A 23,085-nucleotide genomic window follows, 5' to 3' on the forward strand; every position below is an offset into this window, starting at 1 on the left:
TCCCTTGCTATCCGGGCTATGTGAGCTATCTGCGCCGCAGGGGGCCGAGCCGGCTACGGAACAGGATCACCCCGGCGCCGACGACGGCCGCAACAAGCCAGGCGCCACCAAACCACCAAATCCATCCCGAGCCGGAACGCTGCTCGGATGTCGCGTCGTCCACCGAACCCGCGTTCGGACGTTCCACCACAACCGGGTCTTGCCCGGGCATGGCCACCAGCGCCACGCCCCTGATCCCGGGCCAGCGGGCGCTGTCGCCATCGAGCCACCCTAGAAGCCCGTCGAGCTGTTCGGGGGCGCCATTGGACGTCGCCACCAGCAGCGACCGGCCGTGCTGGAAAACCGTTTGCAGAGAAGCAAATCGCAGTGCGGGGTCCAGGGTCAAGGTGGCCGGTTTGCCGTCCGACTTGACCGCGTTGATGGTGATCGGCCCGCCGGGTCCGGCCGAGACCGGAAGCACGATATCGGCGTGGTTCCATCCGTCGGCCGCAATCAATATCGCCGACTTCGACGAATCGATCGCTTGCTGCACGCTGGTCACGGTGGTCTGCAGCGGCACCGAACTGGTTCGCTGCAGACCAACCACAATCCTGACGGCACGAGCGGTGTCGTCAAAGGAGTGCTCTTCGATGCCCACCTGGATCTGCGGCATCAGCGCTTGGGGCACCGATCGCAGTCCGTCGGGCACCGGCGGCGCCGCCGGGCTGCTCTGCACGGCGGTGTCGCCGTCGATGGCCAGGGTAAGTACGTGATCTCCCGCCCCGGCGGTGTAGAAATCTCCGCAGCGCCCAACGTTGCCCGACACATCCAGCGTCAGGTCAACGCCGGTCCACCGTTGCAGGAGCCGATCCGGAACGTCCACCCAGCGGTCGATGACACCACTGCTTTCGGTTGGCCAGCGGTCGATGGTCTCCGCGCCGATCGTTGCGACGATCTGACCGGCCATACTCGGCGGTATCGGCGAGTATGAGCCTTGTAGATGCACCCGCATCGAGTGCACCGATCTCGCGAACCGAGTCTGGTCCAGCCCGATGGTCACCCGCGGCTGCAGTCCAACGGAGTTCAGGCCGGGCTGCCCGAGTTCGCGCAGCGTGGTGGTGTCACCGGGCAGGTGCAGGCTGGGCTTGAACGATCCCACCACGGCCTTGGAAGCCAGGGCCAGCTGGGACAGGCTGCTGAACAGCAACGTTATCGATGATTCCGCGGCCGAACCCAGCGGCCCGGAGATCAGCAGCCAGGGCACACCGGTGGCCCCCCGAAGGGAAAGCCCCTCGTCCTGACCCTCTTTGATGACGACTTGGCGTTCCAGCGGTCGCGGCGGCGCCGGCGGGGCGAGCTCCCCCTCGGGCAACCGGACCACCGCGATTTCCGGGGCTTGTTTGCCGTAGTGGGCCGCCGCGGCGGCGGCCAACTGGACCACCGCGTCGGACTCGGCCACCGACGGCGATGGCGGCACGAAGATGCTCAGCCGCCGCAGCACCGGCGGCAGGAAATGGGCCACCGTGACGGGCGGCCGCTCCACGCCGACGAAGCTGACCGAGCCGTTGACCAGGCTAAACGGGCTCCACGGGTAGACGCACAAGTCCTCCAATGGCACCAGGTAGGCCCGCAAGATCACGGTCACCGCGTCATCGACCACCGTTGCGTCGGCCAGCGGAATGACAATGGGCGATTGGTCCGCCGCGGGCAGGTTCACCCTCGCGATTTCGCGGTCGTTTTGGGTGACCGTGATCAAGCCGGAGCGCAGATTGACCGGCAGTACGGCGGTCGCGTTCAACGCGGTCGGTTTGAGCCCGTGCGGGGCGGGAATGGTCAGCTGCTGGGTGCCCTGCAGACCATAGAACGACAAGACGGAGTTGTATCCGAGACTGCTCAACGTCATGGTCGGCGCGTCCACGAGCGTGGTATCGGTCTCCTCGGGCGCACCCCAGGACGCCGGCGCGCTCAAGGCCAGGAATCCGACCACGCTGGCCAGCGCCAGAGCCATGCGAGCTATGCGCACAGAATTGCGGTACATCAATATGCCTCAATACGTTCCAGGAAATCCGGCCTGATCAACTTCCGCAGACACGAAAGATGTTCTGCCTCAAGGAAAATCGACGTCGCACAGCAGGCCGAAATGGTAATAGAGCACCCCTCACAGGTGCACACTACTACAGATCGGCGCCGAACCTGTGGGTAACGTTCGACCTGGTCACGCGGCCGGCGAGGCACTCACGCGGTGTCGTTGACCCGCCTGAGCCAACCAACAAGCCGCGCCGCTGTTTGGTTGGCGCCACCGCAGATGGTTAAGGTGACGGCGTGGCCAAGCGCAGCGATCAACGGCCAACGCCGCGCGGCCACCGCCGTCGCTGCCAATACCGTCGCGACAAGCCCCAATTCACGGGGGCGCAGCAAACATACAGACATTCGGCGGTGCTCGATTGACCGGCGGGTTGCGAGACATCCTGTCCCCGTCGCGGCTCACCCACATCGTTGATGTTGGGGCCAGCCGAAGCTGCGGCGACTGGCCGTACACGGCCATGCTCAACGCGGGCCTGTGCCACCTCACCGGCTTCGAGCCGGGGCCCGAAGCGTTGCTCGAGTTGCAGCGCACGCGCGGCCCCAACGAGTCCTACCTGCCCTACGCCCTCGGCGACGGCACGCCACAGACTTTGCAGGTCTGCCCGCCACCGGGGGGAATGACCAGCCTGCTTGAACCCGACCCGACAACGCAGGGGTTGTTCACGCTCTTCGATCCGTTCGGCAAGGTGATCGAGCGCCTCCCGATCCAGACTCATCGCCTCGACGACATCGGTGAAATCGAACATCTCGATCTCTTGAAAATCGATATCCAAGGCGGCGAACTGGCTGTTTTTCGGAACGGCCGGGAAAAACTGGCCGAAGCGGTGGCAGTTCAGACCGAAGTCTCATTCATCACCTTGTATCGGGATCAGCCGCGCTTCGGGGATGTCGACCTGGAACTACGCAGTCAGGGGTTTGTCCCGCACTGCATCCCCAACGCTGTGAAGAGATGGGTGATCGGCGACTTTGTCGTCGGTGGGAGTCCAAGCCGCCCACTGAACCAGATCCTGGAAACCGACATCGTCTACGTCCGGGACTTCTTTGACCCCGACGCGATGACCGCCGAACAGCTCAAGCACCTGGCAATGATTTCGCATCATTGCTATGGCTCGTTCGACCTGGCCTTCCGGTGCGTGCAGCTGCTGCAGGCCAGGGGGGCGGTGGGCCCCGCAAGCGCGCAACGCTACCTGGATATTTACCGGCGCGCGGTTCGCCACAAATCAGCGCTCTGGCGCGCGCAAAACGGCGCTAGCCGGCTAAAGCATCGACTGCGGGCGAGCGCCGCGAAGTGGACCCGTTCACCCGGTCGGGGTCGTTGAACTCTGGCCGAACCCGGCGGCGCGGTGCACGGCGTTGGCGGACTTGACCGGCTCCGCCTTGCGGATCACGTAGGTGAGGTTATTGTGCCGCCAGGCCAGAACACCAAAGGACAAGGCCCACAGCGCTTTTGCGTATGCCCGAACGATCCGGACCCGTAAGCCTTTGCCCCGGACGTAATAGGTGTGCCCGCGCTCTTCGACAATCGTGCACTCGTTGTTGTCGCAGAACGCCCGTATGCCGGGCCGGGAGATGACCGGCGCATGGTAGGTGCGAAACGGCGGATGGCCGGGCTTCCCGGCGTCGGGGTAACCCACGAAGTAGCGGTAGTAGGCCAGATGAGCCGAAAACGGTGTGTGCCGCGTGGTCCAGCCGTAGACCGCGTCGCGGTCCGGGATACGCAGCAGCAGCAGCCCGCCAGGTTTGAGCCCGTCGAGCATCAACGCGAGCGCGGCCTCGGCGTCGTGGATGTGCTCGAGCACGAACGAGCTGTAGATGACGTCGTAGCGCCCGGGCGGGATCGTTCCCTTGACGGTCAAATCACCCAGGATCGCCTCGTCGAGGTCTCCGACCTTCTCAACACGCCTTTGCAGCGCATCAGCATTGAGGTCGATACCGGTCAACCGATAATCGATGCCATCCAGATTGATTGGCCATTCGAGCCCACATCCGGCTTCGAGTATCTCCAGCGGACCGCCGAGACTTTTGATGACCGAGGAACACAGCGCCACTTCGTCGCTCCAGCTGTCGACGGTCTTCAAGTCCGTTCGACTGCTCATCTAGTCCCCTTAACGCTGGCCCGGTGCGACGGTAAACGCACAATTTCAGTATGTCGGCTCCGCCCGGTTGGGGCCCCGCCGGTGCCGCGGCCGCCGTTACCTATCCGTCGTGGTCGGTTTTGATGGCGACCAGCGATTTGATCAGCCCGGCGAATCGTTCGTACCAAATCAACGATGACGGGAAGTATCGGCGCATCTGTGCAATACCGATCAAGTCGATCTCATCGACCTGCTCTTGTGCCTCTTCGCGAGTATGCGTCCGAATGTAACCGCGATTCCAGCGCATCGATATCTGCACCCGCGCCTCGTACGGCAACCACTGGATGCCCGGGAACAACCAGTGCGGCTCGATCGGAAAATAGCGGTAGGGGGTTTGCACCCAGTGCCGGTCGGCCAGCCGGTGCACATTGTCGGCCAAGCGTTGCCGCCGCACATGGCCGCCGACATGTTCCAGTAGCGAATTGGAGAACACCAGGTCGAAGTGGTCGTTCGCGATCGTGCCGGGCAGCTCACATGCGTCGCCTTGGATCGCGGTGATGCCCGTGATCTGCGATTCGATGGGCAGCAGGTTGACCGTGGTGACCGCGGTGGGCCGCACTGGGGCCAACCGCCACGACTCCGGTGTTCCGCCCAGATCGAGCACTCGCATTTCGGCGAACGACGGAAAAACCTCGATGAGGTGCCGCCATCGTCTCGCGCGGGCGCGTCCCGAAAGGGATCGCCGCGAATTGATGTCCGTGGCGGTGTCGCGCAACCAGTTCGACATTTATCCCTAGTCTTTGACGTCGGCCCGATGACATCGGAATCTCCGGTGTGGCGTTTCGAGCCGGATCCTGCCAGCGACCGCCGCATAACGAAACTAATGGCTGCCGGTGAGCACCGCAAGAAAACGCCCCGCTGCGGAAAGCGCGGCGTTCGGCGAGAATGCACCAGGTGGAGACGGAGTTGGTGGTTGCCGTCGCACAACCACGAACCGTGATGGGCGCGGTGGCCGCGAATGTCGATGCCCACGCGGCCCTGATCCGACGGGCCAACGCACGCCTGGTGGTGTTTCCGGAGCTTTCGCTCACGGGCTACCAACTAGAGGTGGCACCGGTCGATGTTGCCGGCCCAGTCGTTGATCGGTTGGTATTGGCATGTGCGGCAACGGGTTGCAGTGTCTTGGTCGGTGCACCCGTCGAAGACCGCGGGCGGCGCTACATCGCGATGGTGCTGGTCGACTCCTCGGGCGCTGAGGTCGTCTACCGCAAGACGCACCTGGGCGCCGCCGAAAAGGCGCGGTTCCGGCCAGGTCCCGGCCCCCGAACTATCGACCTTGACGGGTGGCGCATCGGGTTGGGGATATGTCGTGACACCGGTGTGCCCGAGCACGTGCGGGGCACCGCGCGGCTCGGCGTGGACCTGTATGCCTGCGGTGTCGTTCATCATGACTGGGAACTCGGCGAGCAACGGCACCGTGCTCGCACCATTGCCGCGACGTGCGACGCGCCGGTTGCCATGGCAAGCTTCGCCGGGCCCACCGGAGGTGGCTACCTACACACAGCGGGCCACTCGGCTATCTGGTCGGCGACGTCGACGCTGGTAGCCGAGGCCGGCGCCGGACCGGACCAGATCGCGCACGCCACGATCGGCCGGACCCCGCCGGGTCGGGCCCGCGACGATCACACCCCGAAGACGGCATAGATGCTGACGGTGGTGAACCTGTCGAAGCGCCGCCAGTGCCGGCGCGCCCTCTCCAATGCGGGCAACAACCGCTTGGCGCCCCGGTTGTAGCCGATGTCGAGTTGTCGCAGTCCGCTGTTGTCGAACGCCGCCCGGAACTGATCGGGGGTGTTGCCGTTGAGGCCGATGTCCAACAGCGAGCCCACCGGATGGCCGTATTTGCGTGCTGCGGCCGCAAACACCAGCCGTTTCGGCAGGATCGCGTGCGCCCAGGGCACCTTCAAGCCGGTGCGCCCATGGTCGCCGAAGGGGCTGTAATACAGCGGGCTGAATCCCGCGTAGATGCGCCCGCCGGGCCGGGTCAACCGTTCGCCGAGGGCCCGAAGCAACGACGCCACGTCGGCAACATGCTCGAAGGTGTCCTTGGAAACGATCACGTCGAACGGTTCGTCCACCGGAAGCGACCGCACATCGACCGCCCGAAACTTCACCCGATCGGCCAGCTCGGGAAATCGCTGCGCCAGGTTGCGATTGGCGAACGCGACGCGCCCTTCATCCAGATCCACGCCGAGCACGCTGGCGCCGGCCTGGGCGATGTCGATCGACAACGCGCCATGGCCGCAGCCGACGTCGAGGACCCGCTTGCCCGCCCAGTCGGGGACAACCCCGAACCGACGCCAATACTCTTTGTTGGACTCCGCCTGCTCATCGAAGTACTGCCGGGCGTACTCTTCGCTCTCGGTCAACGCCACCCGACCCATCCGTGTGTCGGCATGGCACCGCCGCCGGCCACCGTGCCTGTCGTCATCGTCGTACCTTATGAGAACACCGTCGCGGATGGTTGGTTGACATCGTCATCGCCGGGACGGGTGCGGATCGCCAGCCAGGCTGGCCCACAACCGCGTCAGCTGCTGATACCAGCGGTCGAGCCCGAACTCACCGGCCCGCTCTCGGGCGGCCCCGCCCAGGCGGGCGCGCAGGTTCTCATCGGTCACCAGGGCGCCGAGCGCGTGCGCGAGCTGATCGGCGTGGGCGGGCCCAACGAGCAGGCCGTTGACGCCATCGGTGACCACTTCGCCGATGCTGCCCGCCGTTGTCGTCACCGGGGCCAGCCCGTTCGCCATCGCCTCGAGCAACGCCATGGGCAGGCCCTCGTTGCGGCTGGGCAACACGAAAATTTGTGCACGGCACAGCAACTCGTCGCGCGCCATCGGATCGAGCCAGCCCACCACGTCGATCGTCTCGCCCAGACCGGCCTCGGCGACCGCCGCACGCACCTGGTCGACGTCGCCGTCCCCGGCGAGCGTGGCCAGCAGCCGGTTGCGCACCGTCTCATCGAGTGCCGCTACCGCGTCGATCAGGTCATAGCTGCCCTTGCGCACGCCCAGCCGCCCCAGGGCCACCGCATGCACCCGCTGGACCCCCAGCTGATTCACCGGGGTGTTCGGAATTCGAACCGCGTTGGGTAGCACGCTGATCCGGTTGGTGGGCAACCGCAGCCGGCTGGCGTACTCCTGGACATGACTCTCCCCCAGCACCACCCAGTGATCGGCGGCCAGCATCCGGCGCACCGCCGCCCGAGCGGGCGGCGCGAGCTGATCGAACCAGCCGCCGAAGTCGTAGCTGTGGGCATGCACAATCGCCGGTGTACCGGTCAGTCGCGCCGCTAACAGCGGCAGGGCTTTGCGAATCACGCTGCCGCCGTGGGCCAGATGAACATGCAGGACATCGGTGCGCTTGCGCAGCACCAGCCAGGTGGCGCGCAGCATTCCGCGGACACCGAGCATCAGCCGCGGCCATAGCGGGCCGTCGATGAACGTGGGCACCGCCGTGATGTGGATGCGCGGGTCAGGATGGGCCGCCATCAGCGCGATCACCGTGGCCATGCCGCCCCGGCTGGTCGCCGCGGCCGGGGCCGGGCCGACCACCAGCACGCGCAGCCGGTCCTGCGGCGTCGGCACCCCGACCGAGTTCACTCGGGCGCGCGAGCCGGCGCCGGCGCCGCCTCGGTATCCGCGGCCTGGGCATCGGCGCCGGCGCGTCGCTGCGTGGCAAATCCCATCGTCAATCCCAAGACCAGGCCCAATCCCAGGGCGTCCACCGGCATCTCCGGCAACGGCCAGATGGCGGAGATGGCCAGCATGGCGATGCTGGTGGCCGCACCGATCTTGGCGCGGTCCGACCCGCGGCGCAGCGCACCGAACAGCGGGGGCAGGGCGAAAATCGCAAACAACGCCATGCCCACTGCCCCGGCCTTGGCCAGCCACCAGAGATAGAAGTTGTGGGAGAAGGTCGGGTAGACCTTCATCGTGAAGTCGTCGGGGTCATCTCCGTACGGTTGCTGATAGGCGTAGCCCAGGCCGTGGCCGAACACCGGGGCTTCCGCGATCGCGCGGTCGAGGCTGTCGATTTCACGCAGCCGATCTTGCGTCGATTCGTCGACCGCGAGCGCGCCGCCAGAAAGGCCATGCAGCACACGCTGGTTGAATGCGGTGAACTGATCGGCGAGCCACGCCCCGGCCCTGGACTGCTGCAGCAGAAACAATGAGGTCGGCACCGAAAACGCGACAACCGCGGTGCCGACCAGGAAAAGCGTGGCGGTGCGGCGCAGCGCCGCCCAGCTGAAGGTGGCCAGCAACGCGATGACGGCGGCCACCGCCAGCGAGATCAGCACGTGGCGGGCGAAGGCCAGTAACACGATGATCAACGCGGGCAGGCCCAGCGCGACAAAGAAGGCCGGCTTGACCCGGCCGACGATCACCGCGGCGACCAATGCGCTCAGCACGGCGGTGGCCGGTGTTTGTGCGGACAAGATGATGCGCAGGGCCTGGTCGGCTCCCGTTGTCTCGGCAAGGCTTTCCGCCCGGCCAGCCAGCCGGATCGCATGCACCGAGCCGACAATGGCCATGCCCGCCGAGAACCACAGCGTCACGACCATCGTGACGATCGCCGTCCGCAGGTAATTGCCGTACACGACCACCAGCGCCAAGACGAACCCGCCGGCCATCTCCAACAGGTTTTGCGCTGACCGCATCACCACCCAGTCGGGATGTCCAAGCACCAGTCCGACCACCGCATACAGCAGCACCGCCACCGCGAAGATGCCGGGCAGCACGAAATCGGAGACCCGCGGTCGCACCAGTGGAATCAGGTAGCAGATCGCCAGCACCAACGCCACCTGATACGCGTAGATCACGCCCGGGCCGACGACCTTGCCCACGTGCAGGCTTGCCGGCAGCGCCGCGAATGCCAAGAACAGCGCGATCCCTACCATCGCTTCGGGTTTCGCCCAATACACGACCAGGCTGAACATCCCGGCGATCAACATCACGCCTTGGCCAGTGTGACGCACCGACAGCACGCCGAAAACGAAACATCCGAACAAGAACACCGCGAGCAGTGCCGCACCCATCGCCAAGCGATAGCGGCGCGGCAGGTAGAGGATCACGACAGCCCGCTTATCTTTCCGCGGTAGATCCGGGCCGCGGCGCTGGTGTGGCGCGAAATTCGGGCGTCGGTCAATACGGTGCCGACGACGTTCGCCCCGGCCGCGCGCAGCGCCGACAGCGCGTCGTCAACTTCATCGACGGTGGTGCGTCCCGCGCGCACCACCAGCACCGTGGCTTGAACGGCCCCGGCCAGCAAACCGGTATCGGCGGTGGCCAGCACCGGCGGGCCGTCGATCACCAGGCGGGAAAAACGTGCCGAAAGATCCATCAGCACGCTGTCGATCACTTCCGGCAGGTAGGCGTTGGCCGACGCGGTCTCGCGGCGGACACTTCGCGACGCCAGAATGAACAGCTTCGAGATCCGGGTGGGCTTGACGACTTCCAGCGCGATCTCGGGGTTGGCCAACGCGTTGGCCAACCCTTCTCTCGATTCAACCTTCAGCAAGCCGGCAATCACGGGCCGACGGGTGTCGCCCTCGACCAAAAGTACGTCTTCACCGAGTTCGGCCAAGGACAGTGAGAGATTCAGCGCGGTGGTCGTGGTTCCCTCGCCGGCGAACGGCGCCGCCACCACCAGGCGGCGGGCCTGCGGCCCCATCGCCCGCAGCAGGCGGGTACGCAGCCCGCGCACCGCATCGTCGATGGCGGCGTCGGTACCGAACTGCGGCACGCCGCCGCGCCGGCCGGGAAGCTCGGCCAACGTCGGCAGACCCGAAAGCTGGTCGAGCTGCCGGCGGCTATGCACGGTGCGATCACTGGCCTCACGGGCCAGCGCCACCGCGATCCCGAGCAGCACCCCGGCCGCAAGCCCCATCACCAAGTTGCGCTTGGGCAGCGGCCGGCTGGGACGAACGGGCACCTCGGCCCGCTTGACCACCGTCACCCTGGCCATCGGCGCGGTGGGCGGCGCCTGCTGCTGCGGTTCGGCGCCGAGTGCGCGCGGGCCCGAACCGAGCGTCCCAACCAGCGTGGCGAACGAATCGGCCATGCCCCCGGCGAGCAACGCGGCGCGCTTTGGATCGGTGTCGGAAACCGCGATGGTGAACAGCATTGATTTCGGCGTGTATTTCACCTGGGTCTGCTGCACCAGAGCTTCGGGGCTGATCGGCAGCTGCAGCTGACTGATGGCGCGTTGCGCCACCTCACGGCCCCCGGCGATCTCGGCATATGACGACAACAGGTCTTGTGCGGCCTGCCCGCCCCAGTACACGTCGTTGACGTCGGTCTGCCCGGATACCGAGATGAAGATGGTGGCCGAGGATTGATAGACCTTGGTCTGGAATGCGGTGACGGCTGTCGCGCCGGCCAGACACGCGAGCAGCGCGCCGACCACAAGTTTCCAGCGCTTGGCGAGGGTCTGAACAAAGGTGCGGAAATCCATCCATTACCCCCTCTGAGCCGGCGCCACACAAAGAGGGCCGATCGCGTTCCCTGGGCACCCGCACTGGGAATTCCTCTGGAATTATGCAGCATTCTCGCCGTCGCGCAGGAGATACGGCGGTCCTTGCCCCCAGACCCGGCACCGACATCCGGACCAGCCTCGACCAGCCCCGACACCGCGCGGTGGCCGCCAAGCGCGCAGCGCTGACCACGCCGGTTCGCGTAGCGTGTCACCGACAAGCCGCGGCGCAGACGCGTTCCCGCCCGGCAATGGCTTGGCCGTAGGAGATGCCGATGCGACGCCAGGCTCACGATCGCGAGGGAAGACTGCCGCCGATGACGGCCGCGGCCCGGACCAAACGGTGGCTCGCTCCGGTGGCCCGAACCGTCGCGCCGGGTCTTTTCTGGCAACGCAAGTACCGGGTGCTGCAACGCCTCGGGGAATCCCGCGCCGATGTCCGGCTGGCCGCGTCGCTGTGCGATCCGGATCGCATCTCGGTGGACATCGGGGCCGACGTCGGCGAGTTCGCCATCGCGATGCTGGCCTCGTCACGCTCGGTCGTCGCGTTCGAGCCCCGGCCCGCCCAGGCGCGCGAGCTGGCCTCGATGTTCGACGCGGTCGGCGCCGCGGTGCGGGTGGAAGCGGTGGCGCTATCCGACAAGCCCGGTTGCCTGTCCATGCGCGTCGTGGAGTCCGAACCGGGCCGCAGCACGATAGACACCGACAATGCCCTGGGCGATGTGGCTGGCCGCATCCGAAGCATCGACGTAGCGGTCAAGCGCCTCGACGATCTGCGGTTGAGCGACGTCGGCCTGATCAAGGTCGACGTGGAAGGCCACGAACTGGCGGTGTTGCGGGGCGCCACCGACACTCTCATGCGCAACCGGCCGACGATTCTGGTGGAAGCCGAGGAACGCCATCGCCCCAACGCCGTGGCCGAGATCACCACCCTGTTGGGCGGACTCGGGTACCGGGGCTTCTTCGAACTCGGCGACGAGCGGCGCCCGATCGCCGAGTTCGACGTCGCCCGGCATCAGAACCCGGCGAACATCGGCGGCCCGCGGGATGGCTGGGCGCCCCGGGGCGTCTACGTCAACAATTTCGTCTTCGTCCCCTAGACCGGGCCGTCACCCGGTAACCGCCGGCCGAACGAAAAAACCCCGGCCAACGGCCGGGGCATCCGCCACGCGACTCGGCGCTCACTTGTGAACCGAGTCTGCGAATCTGTGGAGCTAGGGAGAATCGAACTCCCGACCTACTCGATGCGAACGAGTCGCGCTACCAACTGCGCCATAGCCCCTGAACGCTATGCAGGCTACCAGCCGCGGCCGCAACGGCCGAACCGCCTGCCCCTACTGGCCGACGGCGCGCGGCAAGTCCCGCGGCCAGCCGTAGCCGCGCACCGGGCCGGCGTAGTCCAGATGCTCGAAGATCGGGTCCTCGTCGTCGATCTCGAGCACCACCGCGCCGGGACGCCGCAGCCGTGACGGCACCACGTCGTAGTCGCGGTCGTGGGTGTTTTCCACCCCGAGCCGCGCCCGGGCCTGTCGTTGCATCCGGCGCCGGCGCACCTTGGCCTCAATGCGGGTCTGGCGGCGCAAATACGCCAGGTAGAGCATCGTCACCACGGTGGCTGCCGAGCAGAGCCACCACGCGGCAGCCGTCACTTCGAAGGCGGCAATGGCCGAGCCGACCAGCACCACTGCCATCGCCACCAGCATGCGTTTACGGAAGGCGTACTTGCGAGCGCTGACCGCTGCGGCGGTCTTGGTGTCGTATCGGCGCCGCCGCGAGGCACCGGAGGTGTACCTCGGCGTCGGCTCGTAGCCCTCTTCGTCGTCGGCTTGCGCCGCCAAACCGGAAGTGTCGTCCAGGTATTCGTAGTCGTCTTCGGCGTGCTCGTGGTTGGCCGCGCGCGCCGCGAAGAGCTCCGCGGTGTCGAGTTCGGAGTCGTCGGCCAATTCCGGCTCATCAGCTAGCTGCGGCTCGTCAACGGGCTCTTCTTCGCCGTCGAGTTCGGCCTCGGTCACCGCCGTGCCGGCCGCCCGCGCCGTCGGCTGCTCCTGCACCGATCGAGCGCCGGGGCCCAGGCAGAGCACACCCGAGTCTTCCTCGACGACATCGACATCGAGGTAGTCGGGCTCGTCGACCGCGGCGTCGCGGGTGGCCGCCACCTTCATGATGACCGCACCCTGGCTGCCCGTGTCCTGGGCTACCTCGTCATCGCCGTGCGCCAACTCCGGGATTTGGTCGGTTTCCGGCTCGGCGTCGTCCTCGTCCTCGTCGTCGTCATTGGCGTGGGCGTCGTGGTCCCAGTCTCGCTGGTGTTTCCAGTCAGGGTCGCTGCGATGACCGGCGGCCGGACCGCCGCGCTTGACCAGCCGCGAGCTCGCGCCCCCGTTGAGCACCCTGGTAGCCAAGGCGACGTCGCTGGTGCGACGGACCGCTTCGCGTTTGCTGATCAGCATGGGTACCAGCACAAACAGCCACAGCACCACCAGCGATATCCACAACAACGACTGCGGGATGCTTGGCATAGTGACCTGCTCTCTTCGGTTCCGATCCCCGCGAGGCACATCAGTGGCCAACGCGGCCGGGTCAAAAGCGCCCAAGGGCAATTACACACCTGTAATTTGCCTCCCACAAGCACCACACGCCACACGTGTCGCGATAGCCCCAATTTTCCCTAGGGCTCCCGCCAGCGGGATTTCGCCATTCGCACCGGCCGGTTTGCCGCCGGCGCTCAGAGCCGGCTGGCTTGCCCCGCGCGAACCAGCGTCGAGACCACCGACCCTTCGACCTCTTCGACGGTGAGGCCAACCAGCAGGTGATCGCGCCATGCCCGGTCCACCTCGAGGTAGCGGCGCAACAGCCCCTCCTCGCGGAACCCGACCTTCGCCAGCACCGCTCGGCTGGCCGCGTTCTCCGGGCGCACTGTGGCTTCCACCCGGTGCAGCCCCACCGGCCCGAAGCAGTGGTCCAGCCCCAGCGCCACCGCACCGGTGGCTATTCCCCCACCGATCTGCGAGCTGGCGACCCAATAGCCGATCCAGGCCGAACGCAGCGCCCCGTGCACCACGTTGCCGACGGTCAGCTGGCCACAGAACCTGCCGTCCAGCTCGATCACATACGGCAGCATCCGGCCCTTGCGCGCCTCCGAGCGCAGCCCCGAGCACACCGCCGGCCAGGCCGCGACCGAATGCCGGATGGTCCAGTCGCCCTCCGCGCTGGGCTCCCACGGTTCCAGGTGAGCGCGGTCGGCCAGCCGGGTCCGGCTCCACTGCGCGCCGTCGCGCATTCGAACCGGGCGCAGCCGGATCACGCCGGCACGAACCCGCAGCGGACCGACATCCATCGGCCAACCGGGATGGCGCTGCCCAGCGCGCATGAGGTTCACGAAGATCTTGCCGTGGGTCGCTCTACCCGTGCTGCGCCAGGAAGGCGACGTCAACGATCTCGCCGGTACGAATCTGTTCGGCTCCGGTGGGTACCACAACCAGACAGTTTGCCTCGGCCAGCGTGGCCAGCAAGTGCGAGGATGCCCCCGGAGCCCCGCCCAGCGCCTGTACCAGGTATTCGCCGCTCTCCTGATCCCGCATGAGCTGGCCGCGCAGGTAGCCCTTGCGGCCGGCCACCGAGGTGATCGGCGACAGCGTGCGGGCCTGCACGATCCTGCGCATCGGTTGGCGTTTGCCCAGGGAGAGCCGGATGAGCGGACGAACCATCACCTCGAACACCACCAAGGCGCTGACCGGGTTGGCGGGCAGCAGAAACGTCGGGACCCGATCGCGGCCGAGTTGGCCGAACCCCTGAACGGATCCCGGATGCATCGCGATGCGAACCACTTCCATATCGCCGAGCTCGGAAAGCACCGAGCGGACCGCCTCGGCGGCCGCGCCGCCCACCCCGCCGGCGATCACCACCACCTCAGCCCGGTTGATCTGGCCCTCGACGATCTCGCCGAGTTGCTTGGGGTCGTTGCTGACGATGCCGACCCGGTTCACCTCGGCGCCGGCGTCCCGGCCGGCGGCCGCCAGCGCGTAGGAGTTGACGTCGTACACCTGCCCATTGCCCGGCGTGCGGGAGATGTCCACCAGCTCCCCGCCCACCGCCATGACCGACAGCCGCGGCCGCGGGTGCACCAGCACCCGTTCGCGCCCCACCGCGGCCAGCAGCCCCACCTGGGCGGCCCCGATGATGGTGCCGGAGCGCACCGCGACGTCACCGGGCTGCACATCGTCACCGGCATGGCGCACATAGGCGCCCGACGGCGCCCCGCGCAGCACCCGAACCCGATTCATTCCGCCATCGGTCCACCGCAGTGGCAGGACCGCGTCGGCCAGCGTCGGTAACGGGGCCCCGGTCTGCACCCGAACCGCCTGCTTGGGCTGCAACCTGGTGGGTGTGCGAGCACCGGCTTCGATGGTGCCCATCACCGGCAGCGTGACCGCATCACGGCTGGTAGCGCTGCCGTCGTCGACAAAGAACTCGGCGGCGCCGGAGGCGAGGTCTTGCCCGACCCCCACCACGTCGACGCTGCGCACCGCATACCCGTCGATGGCGGCCTGATCAAAACCCGGAAGGGGACGTTCGGTGACCACTTCTTCGGCGCACATCAGGCCCTGCGCCTCGGCGATGGCAACACGGATCGGCCTCGGGGCCACCGCGGCGGCCGATATTCGGGCCTGCTGCTCCTCTACAGAACGCACAGCGCGCCTTTCCGTCGAGCCAAGTGGGCGAGCTGGGCCCAACCCGCTCGGCTACTGCTCGGTCAGGCCCAATCGCGCCACCAACCATCGCCGCAAATCCGGGCCGTAGTCGTCACGATCCAATGCAAAGTCAACCGCAGCCTTGAGGTAGCCGCCGGGATTTCCCAAGTCGTGTCGGGATCCGCGGTGCACCACGACATGGACCGGATGCCCCTCGGCGATCAGCAGCGCGATCGCGTCGGTGAGCTGAACTTCACCCCCGGCGCCGCGCTCGATCCGGCGCAGCGCATCGAAGATGGCGCGGTCGAGCACGTAGCGTCCCGCGGCCGCGAACATCGACGGCGCGTCTTGGGTCTTGGGCTTTTCGACCATCCCCTTGACCTTGAGAACATCGGGATTTGCCGCCCATTCCCCGCCCGGCACCGGCTCGACATCGAACACGCCGTAGGCGCTGATCTCGTCGGGGGATACCTCGATGGCACACAACACCGTGCCGCCCAGCCGGGCCCGCACCTTCGACATCGTCTCCAGCACGCCGGTCGGCAGCACCAGGTCGTCGGGCAAGAGCACCGATACGGCGTCCTCATCATCGGACAGCGTCGGCTCGACACAGCTGATGGCATGCCCCAGTCCGAGCGGCTCGGCCTGCACCACGGACTCGACCTTGATCAGTGCCGGGGCCCGGCGAACCTTGGCCAGCATGGCCGTCTTGCCGCGGGCCTCCAACGTGCCCTCGAGCACCAAGTCCTCGACAAAGTGCGCGACAACCCCGTCCTTGCCCTCCGAAGTGACGATCACCAGCCGCTCGGCACCGGCGGCGGCCGCCTCGGCGGCCACCAGCTCGATACCGGGCGTGTCGACGACCGGCAGCAGCTCCTTGGGCACCGTCTTGGTCGCAGGTAGGAACCGCGTGCCCAGGCCGGCAGCGGGAACGATCGCCGTAAAGGGGATCGCAACTTCTTGTGACATCGTTCAAACGATAACCTCGCCAGGAATCGCCGAGTCGGTCCGGCCGGTAGAAATCGTGACCTGTCATCGTTGAGGCCATGACGTCGGTGAACAAGGCGGCGATGCGGGCGCGGCTGCGGCAGGCCCGGCGCCTGGTCCCCGACGACGTTCACGCCGCCGAAGCCCTGCTCCTCGACGCACACTTGGCGCAGGTCATCGACGGTGGCGCCACCGTCTGCGGATACGTTCCGGTCGGCACCGAGCCGGGCTCGATCACCATGCTCGACGTGTTGTTGCAGCATGGGGCGCGGGTGCTGCTGCCGGTCGCCCGCACCACCGACGGCGACGGCCCACTGCCGCTGATGTGGGGCGAGTATCGGCCCGGTGAGCTGGTGCGCGGCCGCTGGGGACTGCTGGAACCGCCGGCGCCCTGGCTGCCGGACTCGGCCGTGGGCCAGGCCAGCCTGGTGCTGCTGCCCGCCCTGGCCGTCGACCTCGACGGTGTCCGGCTCGGCAAGGGGCTGGGCTTTTACGACCGGTCCCTGACCAACCGCAACCCGCAAGCCCGCCTGCTGGCGATCGTGCGCGACGAGGAGGTGGTCGACCGGTTGCCCTCGGAGCCGCACGACGTGCGGATGACGCACGCGATTACCCCCCAGCGCGGGGTCATTTCCTTTCCACACCGGGAATGATCGAGCTCACGTGGCGGTTCTAGCACTTGAAACGGTAGAGTGCTAACCCAGACTGACCAAATCCGGAGGTTTCTGTGCCGACCTACAGCTACGAGTGCACTGAGTGCAGCAACCGCTTCGACGTTGTGCAGTCGTTCACCGACGACTCGCTCACCACGTGCGAGGAATGCTCCGGTCGGCTGCGCAAGCTGTTCCACGCAGTTGGCGTCGTGTTCAAGGGCAGCGGTTTCTACCGCACCGATAGCCGCGAAGCGACGAAGAAATCGAAGAGCTCCAGCGGCGGGTCGTCGTCGAGCGAATCTTCCAGCAGCTCCGGGTCGAGCGACGCCAAGACGTCGAGCACTTCGTCGAGCTCCAAGGAGAAGTCGACAAGCAGCGCCACCCCGGCCGCAGCCAGCACCTCGAGCTAGCGGGTTATCCACAGGGAGCCGTCTGACCGGCACCCGCCGCCCCGCCACCCGCCTACCGTTTGCACCGTGGCGGATCCCTCGCTGAACCCAACCCTGCTCAGCCGCATAGCGGTGTCGGTGCGTCCCGAGTGGACCCGGACCGTCCTGGCCCGCCGCGTTGTCGCGGGCGTTCTGGTCGTGCTGGCCGCCGTCGCCGCCCTGTGGCCCAGCCCCGACACCAACCTCTCCGAGGTGGTGGTTGCCGCGCGTGACCTATCGCCGGGCACACCGTTGACCACCGCGGACGTCCGCCTGGAAACGCGTTCGGCCGCAACCCTTCCCGACGGATCCCAAACCGATGTGGGCGCATTGGTCGGGGCGACACTGGCCAGCCCCACCCGGCGCGGCGAGGTACTCACCGACGTCCGAATCCTGGGCAGCCGGCTGGCCGAGTCCACCGCCGGCCCCGGCGCCCGGGTCGTGCCGCTACATCTGGCCGACAGTGCGCTGATCGATCTGATCCGGGTCGGCGACGTCGTGGACGTCCTGGCCGCGCCGCCCGCCGACGCGCCGGCGGCCAATCAGCCCTCCCCACCGGCCGCGAAGGTCGTGGCCACCGACGCCGTCGTCGTGCTGGTGTCGGCCAAGCAGGAGCTACAAACGCACGCTGACCGCGTAGTGTTGGTTGCGCTGCCGGCTCGCCTGGCGAACATGGTGGCGGGCTCTGCGCTTGGGCAGACTCTCACCCTGACCCTGCACTGAGCAGCTCGCCGCCGTTGCACAGGTGATCGACAGCAAACGCGGTCCAGTCTCGGTCCATTCCTGAAGGGACATCCCAATGCTCAAAGGGTTCAAGGAGTTTCTCTCGCGGGGCAATATCGTCGACCTGGCCGTCGCCGTGGTCATCGGTACGGCATTCACGGCGCTGGTCACCAGGTTCACCGACAGCATCATCACGCCGCTGATCAACCGGGTGGGCGTCAACGAGCAGTCCGATCTAGGCATCTTGAAGATCGGCATCGGCCGCGGCCAGAGCATCGACTTGAACGTATTGCTGTCGGCCACCATCAACTTCATCCTGGTCGCCGGGGTGGTCTATTTCCTGGTGGTGGTGCCCTACAACACGTTGCGCAAGAAGGGTGAGGTCGAGCAGGCCGACGACGCCCAAATCGTCCTGCTCACCGAAATCCGCGACTTGCTCGCACAGACGAACTCCAACTCGTCCGGCCGGCACGAGGCCCCGGGGACAGCCGGGACGCCCCCGCCGAACTACGGACCCCGCGCGGACACCTGACCCGTCACCGGGCCTGGGCCTAGATCTCCAGACTCGACAGTTGGCCGATGATGTGGGCGGCCAACGGATTCAGCGTCGCCATCCCGTCCCGCACGGCATAGCGGGACCCGGCCAGGTTGACCACCAACGTGCTCCCGGATACCCCGGCCAAGCCACGTGAGAGCCCGGCGTCGGTGATTCCGGCGGACAATCCCGAGGCCCGGATGGCCTCGGCGATGCCCAGAATTTCGCGGTCCAGAATCTCGCGGGTGGCCTCCGGGGTGACGTCACGCGGCGTCACACCGGTGCCGCCCACCGATACCACCAGGTCCACCCCACCAATCACCGCGGTGTTCAACGCGTTTCGGATGTCGACCTCGTCGGCCTCAACCGCAACCACCCCGTCGACGACGAAACCGGCCTCGGTGAGCAGCTCGGTGACCAGCGGCCCGCTGTGATCCTCATCGCCGTGCGCGGTGCGGTCGTCCACGACGACGACGAGTGCCCGGCCGACTACTAACTCCGCACCCTGTTCCATGGGTGCAACGCTATATCCGAGGTCGGACAGCTGTGCATCGGCGTTCACTGTTCCGCCTTGCCGAGGGTGACTTGCACGGTACGAGTACTGCCGTCGGGATCCTGGAAGGTCAGCGACACCTTGTCACCCGGCGCCTTGGACCGCACCGCGGCGACCAGCGCGTCGGCGCTGGTGATCGCCCGATCATCGACCTTGGTGACGACAACGCCCTTGGGCAACCCGGCGGTAGCGGCCGCACCGCCCTGCACCACCTCGACAACCTTGGCGCCGGGGACCCCCTTGTCGGTGGTCACCTGCACGCCCAGCGAGGCGTGTGATGCCTTGCCGGTGCTGATCAACTCGTCGGCGATGCGCTTGGCCTGGTCGACCGGAATCGCGAAGCCCAGGCCGATGGAACCACTTTGGGCATCGCCGGAGTCCGCGCCCAGCGTGGCGATGGCCGAGTTGATGCCCACCAGTTGAGCGTTCATGTTGACCAGCGCGCCACCGGAGTTACCCGGGTTGATCGCGGCGTCGGTCTGGATGGCATCCAGCACGGTGTTCTGGTTACCCGCCTCGCCGGTGGTGGACACCGGACGGTTGAGGGCGCTGACGATTCCCGTGGTCACGGTGCCGGCCAGGCCCAGCGGGGAACCGATCGCCAGCACCGGCTGGCCGACCCGCAGGTCCGCCGACGATCCCAGCGCAATCGGGGTCAGGCCACTGACCCCGGACACCCGGACGACGGCGATATCGCTGGTGGGGTCGGCCCCGACCACGGTGAACGACGCGGTACGCCCGTCATAGAGCGTGACCGTGGTCTTGGGCTCCGGCGCACCGGCGGGCGGCTTGGCGGCGGCGGCCACCACGTGGTTGTTGGTCATGACCAATCCGTCGGCCGACAAGATGATGCCCGAACCCTCTTCGGACTGGCGGCCCACGTCGGTTTCCAGCATCACGACGCTGGGCAGCACTTTGGCGGCCACCTGCTCCACCGAACCCGGCGGCATGTTTGCTGCGGGGACACTCGGAGCCCCGCTGGCGACCATTTCACGACCGCTGCTCGTTGCCGGCGAGCGGTTGAGTTCGATGATCGATGCGGCCGCACCGCCGATACCGGCGGACACCACCGCGATCACGACCGCACCCATGACCAACATTCCGGCCCGGGGCCGACGTTCGCGAATTACGTTGGGAGGGGGCGCCATCGGTGGCAGCATGCCGGGAATCGGCCCCGGCCGCGTGCCGCCAGGGATCGGGCCCGGCCCGGTGTCGGGCGGGATCGGTCCCGGACCGGTGGCGGGCGGCAGCAGGCCCGGCCCGGTACCGCTCACACCCTCGTAGGGCGGGCGCGGCTGCGGGCGGGACTGGTGATAGCGCCAGTCGAACTGCGGGTTGTAATTTTGCTGCGGCCCCTGGGCATAAGCGGGCGGCACTGGCTGGTTAGGCGCGGTACGATATCCCGGCTGCTGCGGCGGTGGCGAATACCTCGGGTGATTCGTCATGTCGCTAAGTCGCTCTTCCTCTGCTCGGGCTTGTTTGGCCCTCGATTTTCCAGCCATGCGCTGCTTGCATGGGCTTGATGGTCAACAGTAACTGCACAACTACCTTGCGCGCGCGGACTGAGAATCCACTGAGATAACGTTCGCCGAACCCCGAGAGTTCGCGCCATTGGCGCCGCGGGTGTCTACGGGCTCGGTCTTTTTGTCATCGGGGGCCGCCGGGTAGGCCGAATCCGGCATCGGGCGCCCAGGCAACAGCATGCAGATTGCTGTTCCGGGCGGCTGACCGCCCGGAACGGTGTCTTCGATGCGCAGCGATCCCCCGTGATTGAGCACCACCTGCTTGACGATGGCCAGTCCCAGGCCCGAGCCCGGCATCGCCCGCGCCGAAGTGGACCGGTAGAACCTCTCGAAGACCAGACGACGCTCTTGCGGGGAAATGCCCGGCCCGTTGTCGGACACCACCAGCTCCGCGTGCGATGGATCAAGCTGGCGCAGCCGGATGCCCACCCGGCCGCCCGGCGGACTCCATTTGGCGGCGTTATCCATCAAATTCAGTGCCGCCCGCGACAACCCGGCCGCATCGCCGTAGACCTGCCAACCGACGACATCGACGTCGAAGTGGATGTCGTTGCGACGGCGCCGGACTCGCTCCAGGCTGCGGTCGACCACCTCGGCCATGTCGACGGGTTCGTGCACCACGACACCGGCATCGCCACGGGTCAGGTCGACCAGGTCGCCCACCAGCGTGGACAATTCCTCGATCTGGGCGACCACATCCTCGCGCAAGCCAACCATCTCCTGCTCCGGCAGGCGTGGCGCGCCGGGCTCCATCGACGCCATCAGCAGCTCGACATTGGTGCGCAGCGAAGTCAGCGGGGTACGCAACTCGTGGCCGGCGTCGGAGACCAGCCGCGCCTGCCGTTCCCGGGACTCGGCCAGCGCTCGCAGCATCAAGTTGAATGCCTCGGTAAGCCTGGCCAACTCGTCGCTGCCGAAAACCGGGATGGGCCGCAGGTCGTCGGTGCGGGCGACCCGCTCGGCCGCTTCGGTGAGCCGACCCACCGGGCGCAACCCGGCCCTGGTCACCATTCCACCGGCCACGGCGGCGACCGCGACGCCAACGCCACCAACGATCAGCAGCACGGCGCGCAGCTTTGTCATGACCGCTTCGGTCGGTTTCAAACTCTTGGAGATCAGCAGCGAGCTGCCGTTGGGCAGATGGATCGCAAGCACGCGCTGATCGGACACGGTGCGCCGGGACAAGAACAGATCCCCGTGGATCACCGCTTTCTCCGGCGCCCCGACCGGCAGGGTCTGCCCCGGCTGGTTGGCCGTGTAGATCGACCGGCCCGGGTTCACCAGCATCGCGTTCACATCCGAGTAGGCGGTGCCCTCGATGGCTTTGCCCGGATCGGCGGCCAGCGAGCCGCTGGCGATCAACAACTGCGCCCGGCTCTGCAGCTGGTTGTCGATGTCGCTGTAAAGGGCGGCCGAGATCACCGCATAGACGGCAAAGGACATCAGCACCACGACCATCGCCACCATGGACATCGCCAGCAGCATCACCCGCCAGCGCAGCGACAGCGAGCTGGTGGCACGCAGCGGTGCGCGCGGTCCGCGACGGAATCCCACCATCAGGGTGGCGTTTCGCGTAGCACGTAACCCACCCCGCGCACGGTGTGGATCAGCCGCGGCTCGCCCTCGGCCTCGGTTTTACGCCGCAGGTAGCCCACGTAGACCTCGAGCGCGTTGCCGGACGTGGGAAAGTCGAAGCCCCACACCTCTTCGAGGATGCGGCTGCGGGTCAGCACCCGTCGCGGGTTGGCGATCAGCATCTCCAGCAGGGCGAACTCGGTTCGGGTGAGGCTGATGCGCCGCGCCCCGCGGGTCACCTCCCGGGTCACCGGATCCAGGCTCAGGTCGGAGAACGTCATGGCTACCGAATCGGCGGCTTCGTCGTCTTCGGGCTTGGTGCGGCGCAGCAACGCGCGCATCCGCGCCAACAGCTCTTCCAGCGCGAACGGCTTCGGCAGGTAGTCATCCGCGCCGGCATCGAGCCCCGCGACCCGTTCGGAGACGGAATCACGGGCGGTCAGCACGAGAATGGGCAGATCATCACCGGTGCTGCGAAGTTGACGGCATACCTCCAAGCCATCCAGTCGCGGCATCATGACGTCCAGCACCAACGCGTCAGGCCGATCACTGGCAATCATCTCGAGAGCTTCCACACCATCGTGTGCCAGCTCAACCGTGTAGCCATTGAAGGAAAGCGACCTGCGCAGCGACTCGCGCACCGCGCGATCGTCGTCGACGACAAGTATCCGCACGGACATTAGTTTCGTCCTAACGCCTGAGAGCGGCCTGAGAGGCGCGCCGAAATGACGACAGCGTCACAATTTG

Annotated in this window: 22 protein-coding genes and 1 tRNA gene; 7 read left to right on the forward strand and 16 right to left on the reverse strand. The window is 67.0% G+C overall.

Annotation, left to right across the window (positions count from 1 at the left end; all coding sequences use genetic code 11):
- Window positions 1-25: 25 nt before the first annotated feature.
- Entirely contained in the window at window positions 26-1,987 is a 1,962-nt protein-coding gene (locus CCUG20998_RS22400) for a hypothetical protein (RefSeq protein WP_036456084.1), read from the reverse strand.
- A gap of 448 nt (window positions 1,988-2,435) precedes the next feature.
- On the opposite strand from CCUG20998_RS22400, the gene CCUG20998_RS22410 reads away from it, so the two are divergent.
- Window positions 2,436-3,383, forward strand: a complete 948-nt coding sequence (locus tag CCUG20998_RS22410; RefSeq protein ID WP_240642868.1) for an FkbM family methyltransferase — start codon at window positions 2,436-2,438, stop codon at window positions 3,381-3,383.
- Here the strand turns inward: CCUG20998_RS22410 and CCUG20998_RS22415 are convergent.
- Window positions 3,363-4,160 (reverse strand): class I SAM-dependent methyltransferase, encoded by a 798-nt coding sequence (locus CCUG20998_RS22415; protein WP_036456082.1) that lies wholly within the window; start codon window positions 4,158-4,160, stop codon window positions 3,363-3,365. The two genes, CCUG20998_RS22410 and CCUG20998_RS22415, sit on opposite strands and share 21 nt — an antisense overlap.
- A gap of 100 nt (window positions 4,161-4,260) precedes the next feature.
- Complete coding sequence (locus tag CCUG20998_RS22420) at window positions 4,261-4,926, reverse strand: class I SAM-dependent methyltransferase (RefSeq protein ID WP_036456080.1); 666 nt, start codon at window positions 4,924-4,926, stop codon at window positions 4,261-4,263.
- Window positions 4,927-5,093: 167 nt separating this feature from the next.
- Here CCUG20998_RS22420 and CCUG20998_RS22425 point away from each other — a divergent pair, with 167 nt between their 5' ends.
- Window positions 5,094-5,843, forward strand: a complete 750-nt coding sequence (locus CCUG20998_RS22425; RefSeq protein ID WP_020729691.1) for a carbon-nitrogen hydrolase family protein — start codon at window positions 5,094-5,096, stop codon at window positions 5,841-5,843.
- On the opposite strand, the gene CCUG20998_RS22430 is transcribed toward CCUG20998_RS22425, so the two are convergent.
- The 4 genes from CCUG20998_RS22430 to CCUG20998_RS22445 form a co-directional block, all read right to left on the reverse strand.
- On the reverse strand, window positions 5,822-6,583 hold the full coding sequence (locus tag CCUG20998_RS22430; protein WP_231389727.1) for a class I SAM-dependent methyltransferase: 762 nt from the start codon (window positions 6,581-6,583) through the stop codon (window positions 5,822-5,824). The genes CCUG20998_RS22425 and CCUG20998_RS22430 overlap by 22 nt on opposite strands.
- A gap of 93 nt (window positions 6,584-6,676) precedes the next feature.
- Complete coding sequence (locus CCUG20998_RS22435) at window positions 6,677-7,783, reverse strand: glycosyltransferase family 4 protein (RefSeq protein WP_240642827.1); 1,107 nt, start codon at window positions 7,781-7,783, stop codon at window positions 6,677-6,679.
- An 11-nt stretch (window positions 7,784-7,794) separates the two neighbouring features.
- Window positions 7,795-9,270, reverse strand: coding sequence for an O-antigen ligase family protein (locus tag CCUG20998_RS22440; protein ID WP_020729688.1), 1,476 nt, complete (start codon window positions 9,268-9,270; stop codon window positions 7,795-7,797).
- Complete coding sequence (locus CCUG20998_RS22445; RefSeq protein WP_020729687.1) at window positions 9,267-10,652, reverse strand: tyrosine-protein kinase domain-containing protein; 1,386 nt, start codon at window positions 10,650-10,652, stop codon at window positions 9,267-9,269. The genes CCUG20998_RS22440 and CCUG20998_RS22445 overlap by 4 nt, the downstream gene beginning before the upstream one ends.
- Before the next feature lie 293 nt (window positions 10,653-10,945).
- Between CCUG20998_RS22445 and CCUG20998_RS22450 the strand changes: the two genes are divergently transcribed.
- Complete coding sequence (locus CCUG20998_RS22450) at window positions 10,946-11,770, forward strand: FkbM family methyltransferase (protein WP_020729686.1); 825 nt, start codon at window positions 10,946-10,948, stop codon at window positions 11,768-11,770.
- 109 nt (window positions 11,771-11,879) lie between these two features.
- Here the strand turns inward: CCUG20998_RS22450 and CCUG20998_RS22455 are convergent.
- The 5 genes from CCUG20998_RS22455 to CCUG20998_RS22475 all read right to left on the reverse strand — a co-directional run bounded on the left by CCUG20998_RS22455 (window position 11,880) and on the right by CCUG20998_RS22475 (window position 16,330).
- A tRNA-Ala gene (locus CCUG20998_RS22455) sits at window positions 11,880-11,952 on the reverse strand.
- Between the two features lie 52 nt (window positions 11,953-12,004).
- Window positions 12,005-13,189, reverse strand: coding sequence for a divisome protein SepX/GlpR (sepX, locus tag CCUG20998_RS22460; RefSeq protein ID WP_020729685.1), 1,185 nt, complete (start codon window positions 13,187-13,189; stop codon window positions 12,005-12,007).
- Window positions 13,190-13,395: 206 nt separating this feature from the next.
- A complete protein-coding gene (locus CCUG20998_RS22465) occupies window positions 13,396-14,049 on the reverse strand; it encodes a GNAT family N-acetyltransferase (protein WP_020729684.1) in 654 nt (217 codons plus the stop codon).
- Between the two features lie 22 nt (window positions 14,050-14,071).
- Window positions 14,072-15,361, reverse strand: coding sequence for a molybdotransferase-like divisome protein Glp (gene glp, locus CCUG20998_RS22470; protein WP_015357011.1), 1,290 nt, complete (start codon window positions 15,359-15,361; stop codon window positions 14,072-14,074).
- A 51-nt stretch (window positions 15,362-15,412) separates the two neighbouring features.
- Window positions 15,413-16,330 carry a UTP--glucose-1-phosphate uridylyltransferase gene (locus CCUG20998_RS22475; protein WP_012396073.1) on the reverse strand — a complete coding sequence of 306 codons (918 nt, stop codon included), beginning with the start codon at window positions 16,328-16,330 and terminating at the stop codon, window positions 15,413-15,415.
- Window positions 16,331-16,407: 77 nt separating this feature from the next.
- Here CCUG20998_RS22475 and CCUG20998_RS22480 point away from each other — a divergent pair, with 77 nt between their 5' ends.
- From CCUG20998_RS22480 to mscL, 4 genes are all read left to right on the forward strand, one after another.
- Entirely contained in the window at window positions 16,408-17,001 is a 594-nt protein-coding gene (locus CCUG20998_RS22480; RefSeq protein ID WP_103654069.1) for a 5-formyltetrahydrofolate cyclo-ligase, read from the forward strand.
- Between the two features lie 74 nt (window positions 17,002-17,075).
- On the forward strand, window positions 17,076-17,411 hold the full coding sequence (locus tag CCUG20998_RS22485; protein WP_011742222.1) for an FmdB family zinc ribbon protein: 336 nt from the start codon (window positions 17,076-17,078) through the stop codon (window positions 17,409-17,411).
- Window positions 17,412-17,477: 66 nt separating this feature from the next.
- Window positions 17,478-18,152, forward strand: a complete 675-nt coding sequence (locus CCUG20998_RS22490) for an SAF domain-containing protein (RefSeq protein WP_094359110.1) — start codon at window positions 17,478-17,480, stop codon at window positions 18,150-18,152.
- 76 nt (window positions 18,153-18,228) lie between these two features.
- Entirely contained in the window at window positions 18,229-18,684 is a 456-nt protein-coding gene (mscL, locus tag CCUG20998_RS22495; protein ID WP_011742224.1) for a large-conductance mechanosensitive channel protein MscL, read from the forward strand.
- Between the two features lie 19 nt (window positions 18,685-18,703).
- Here the strand turns inward: mscL and CCUG20998_RS22500 are convergent, their stop codons facing one another.
- The 4 genes from CCUG20998_RS22500 to mprA form a co-directional block, all read right to left on the reverse strand.
- Window positions 18,704-19,201 (reverse strand): MogA/MoaB family molybdenum cofactor biosynthesis protein, encoded by a 498-nt coding sequence (locus tag CCUG20998_RS22500; protein ID WP_020729680.1) that lies wholly within the window; start codon window positions 19,199-19,201, stop codon window positions 18,704-18,706.
- 44 nt (window positions 19,202-19,245) lie between these two features.
- On the reverse strand, window positions 19,246-20,685 hold the full coding sequence (locus CCUG20998_RS22505) for a S1C family serine protease (RefSeq protein WP_081651053.1): 1,440 nt from the start codon (window positions 20,683-20,685) through the stop codon (window positions 19,246-19,248).
- 99 nt (window positions 20,686-20,784) lie between these two features.
- Window positions 20,785-22,320, reverse strand: a complete 1,536-nt coding sequence (locus CCUG20998_RS22510) for a HAMP domain-containing sensor histidine kinase (RefSeq protein WP_011742227.1) — start codon at window positions 22,318-22,320, stop codon at window positions 20,785-20,787.
- Window positions 22,320-23,012, reverse strand: a complete 693-nt coding sequence (mprA, locus tag CCUG20998_RS22515) for a two-component system response regulator MprA (RefSeq protein ID WP_020726450.1) — start codon at window positions 23,010-23,012, stop codon at window positions 22,320-22,322. Before mprA ends, CCUG20998_RS22510 begins: the two co-directional genes overlap by 1 nt.
- Window positions 23,013-23,085 lie beyond the last annotated feature (73 nt).

Origin of the sequence: Mycobacterium marinum, assembly GCF_003391395.1 — a bacterium.
Lineage (GTDB): Bacteria > Actinomycetota > Actinomycetes > Mycobacteriales > Mycobacteriaceae > Mycobacterium > Mycobacterium marinum.

Excerpts from the sequence above, each read along its gene's own strand:
- CCUG20998_RS22400 (WP_036456084.1), bottom strand. The coding sequence starts at position 1,987 with ATGGCTCTGGCGCTGGCCAGCGTGGTCGGATTCCTGGCCTTGAGCGCG.
- CCUG20998_RS22415 (WP_036456082.1), bottom strand. The coding sequence starts at position 4,160 with ATGAGCAGTCGAACGGACTTGAAGACCGTCGACAGCTGGAGCGACGAA.
- CCUG20998_RS22420 (WP_036456080.1), bottom strand. The coding sequence starts at position 4,926 with ATGTCGAACTGGTTGCGCGACACCGCCACGGACATCAATTCGCGGCGA.
- CCUG20998_RS22430 (WP_231389727.1), bottom strand. The coding sequence starts at position 6,583 with ATGGGTCGGGTGGCGTTGACCGAGAGCGAAGAGTACGCCCGGCAGTAC.
- CCUG20998_RS22445 (WP_020729687.1), bottom strand. The coding sequence starts at position 10,652 with ATGGATTTCCGCACCTTTGTTCAGACCCTCGCCAAGCGCTGGAAACTT.
- CCUG20998_RS22450 (WP_020729686.1), top strand. The coding sequence starts at position 10,946 with ATGCGACGCCAGGCTCACGATCGCGAGGGAAGACTGCCGCCGATGACG.
- sepX (WP_020729685.1), bottom strand. The coding sequence starts at position 13,189 with ATGCCAAGCATCCCGCAGTCGTTGTTGTGGATATCGCTGGTGGTGCTG.
- CCUG20998_RS22475 (WP_012396073.1), bottom strand. The coding sequence starts at position 16,330 with ATGTCACAAGAAGTTGCGATCCCCTTTACGGCGATCGTTCCCGCTGCC.
- CCUG20998_RS22480 (WP_103654069.1), top strand. The coding sequence starts at position 16,408 with ATGACGTCGGTGAACAAGGCGGCGATGCGGGCGCGGCTGCGGCAGGCC.
- mscL (WP_011742224.1), top strand. The coding sequence starts at position 18,229 with ATGCTCAAAGGGTTCAAGGAGTTTCTCTCGCGGGGCAATATCGTCGAC.
- CCUG20998_RS22500 (WP_020729680.1), bottom strand. The coding sequence starts at position 19,201 with ATGGAACAGGGTGCGGAGTTAGTAGTCGGCCGGGCACTCGTCGTCGTC.
- CCUG20998_RS22505 (WP_081651053.1), bottom strand. The coding sequence starts at position 20,685 with ATGACGAATCACCCGAGGTATTCGCCACCGCCGCAGCAGCCGGGATAT.
- CCUG20998_RS22510 (WP_011742227.1), bottom strand. The coding sequence starts at position 22,320 with ATGGTGGGATTCCGTCGCGGACCGCGCGCACCGCTGCGTGCCACCAGC.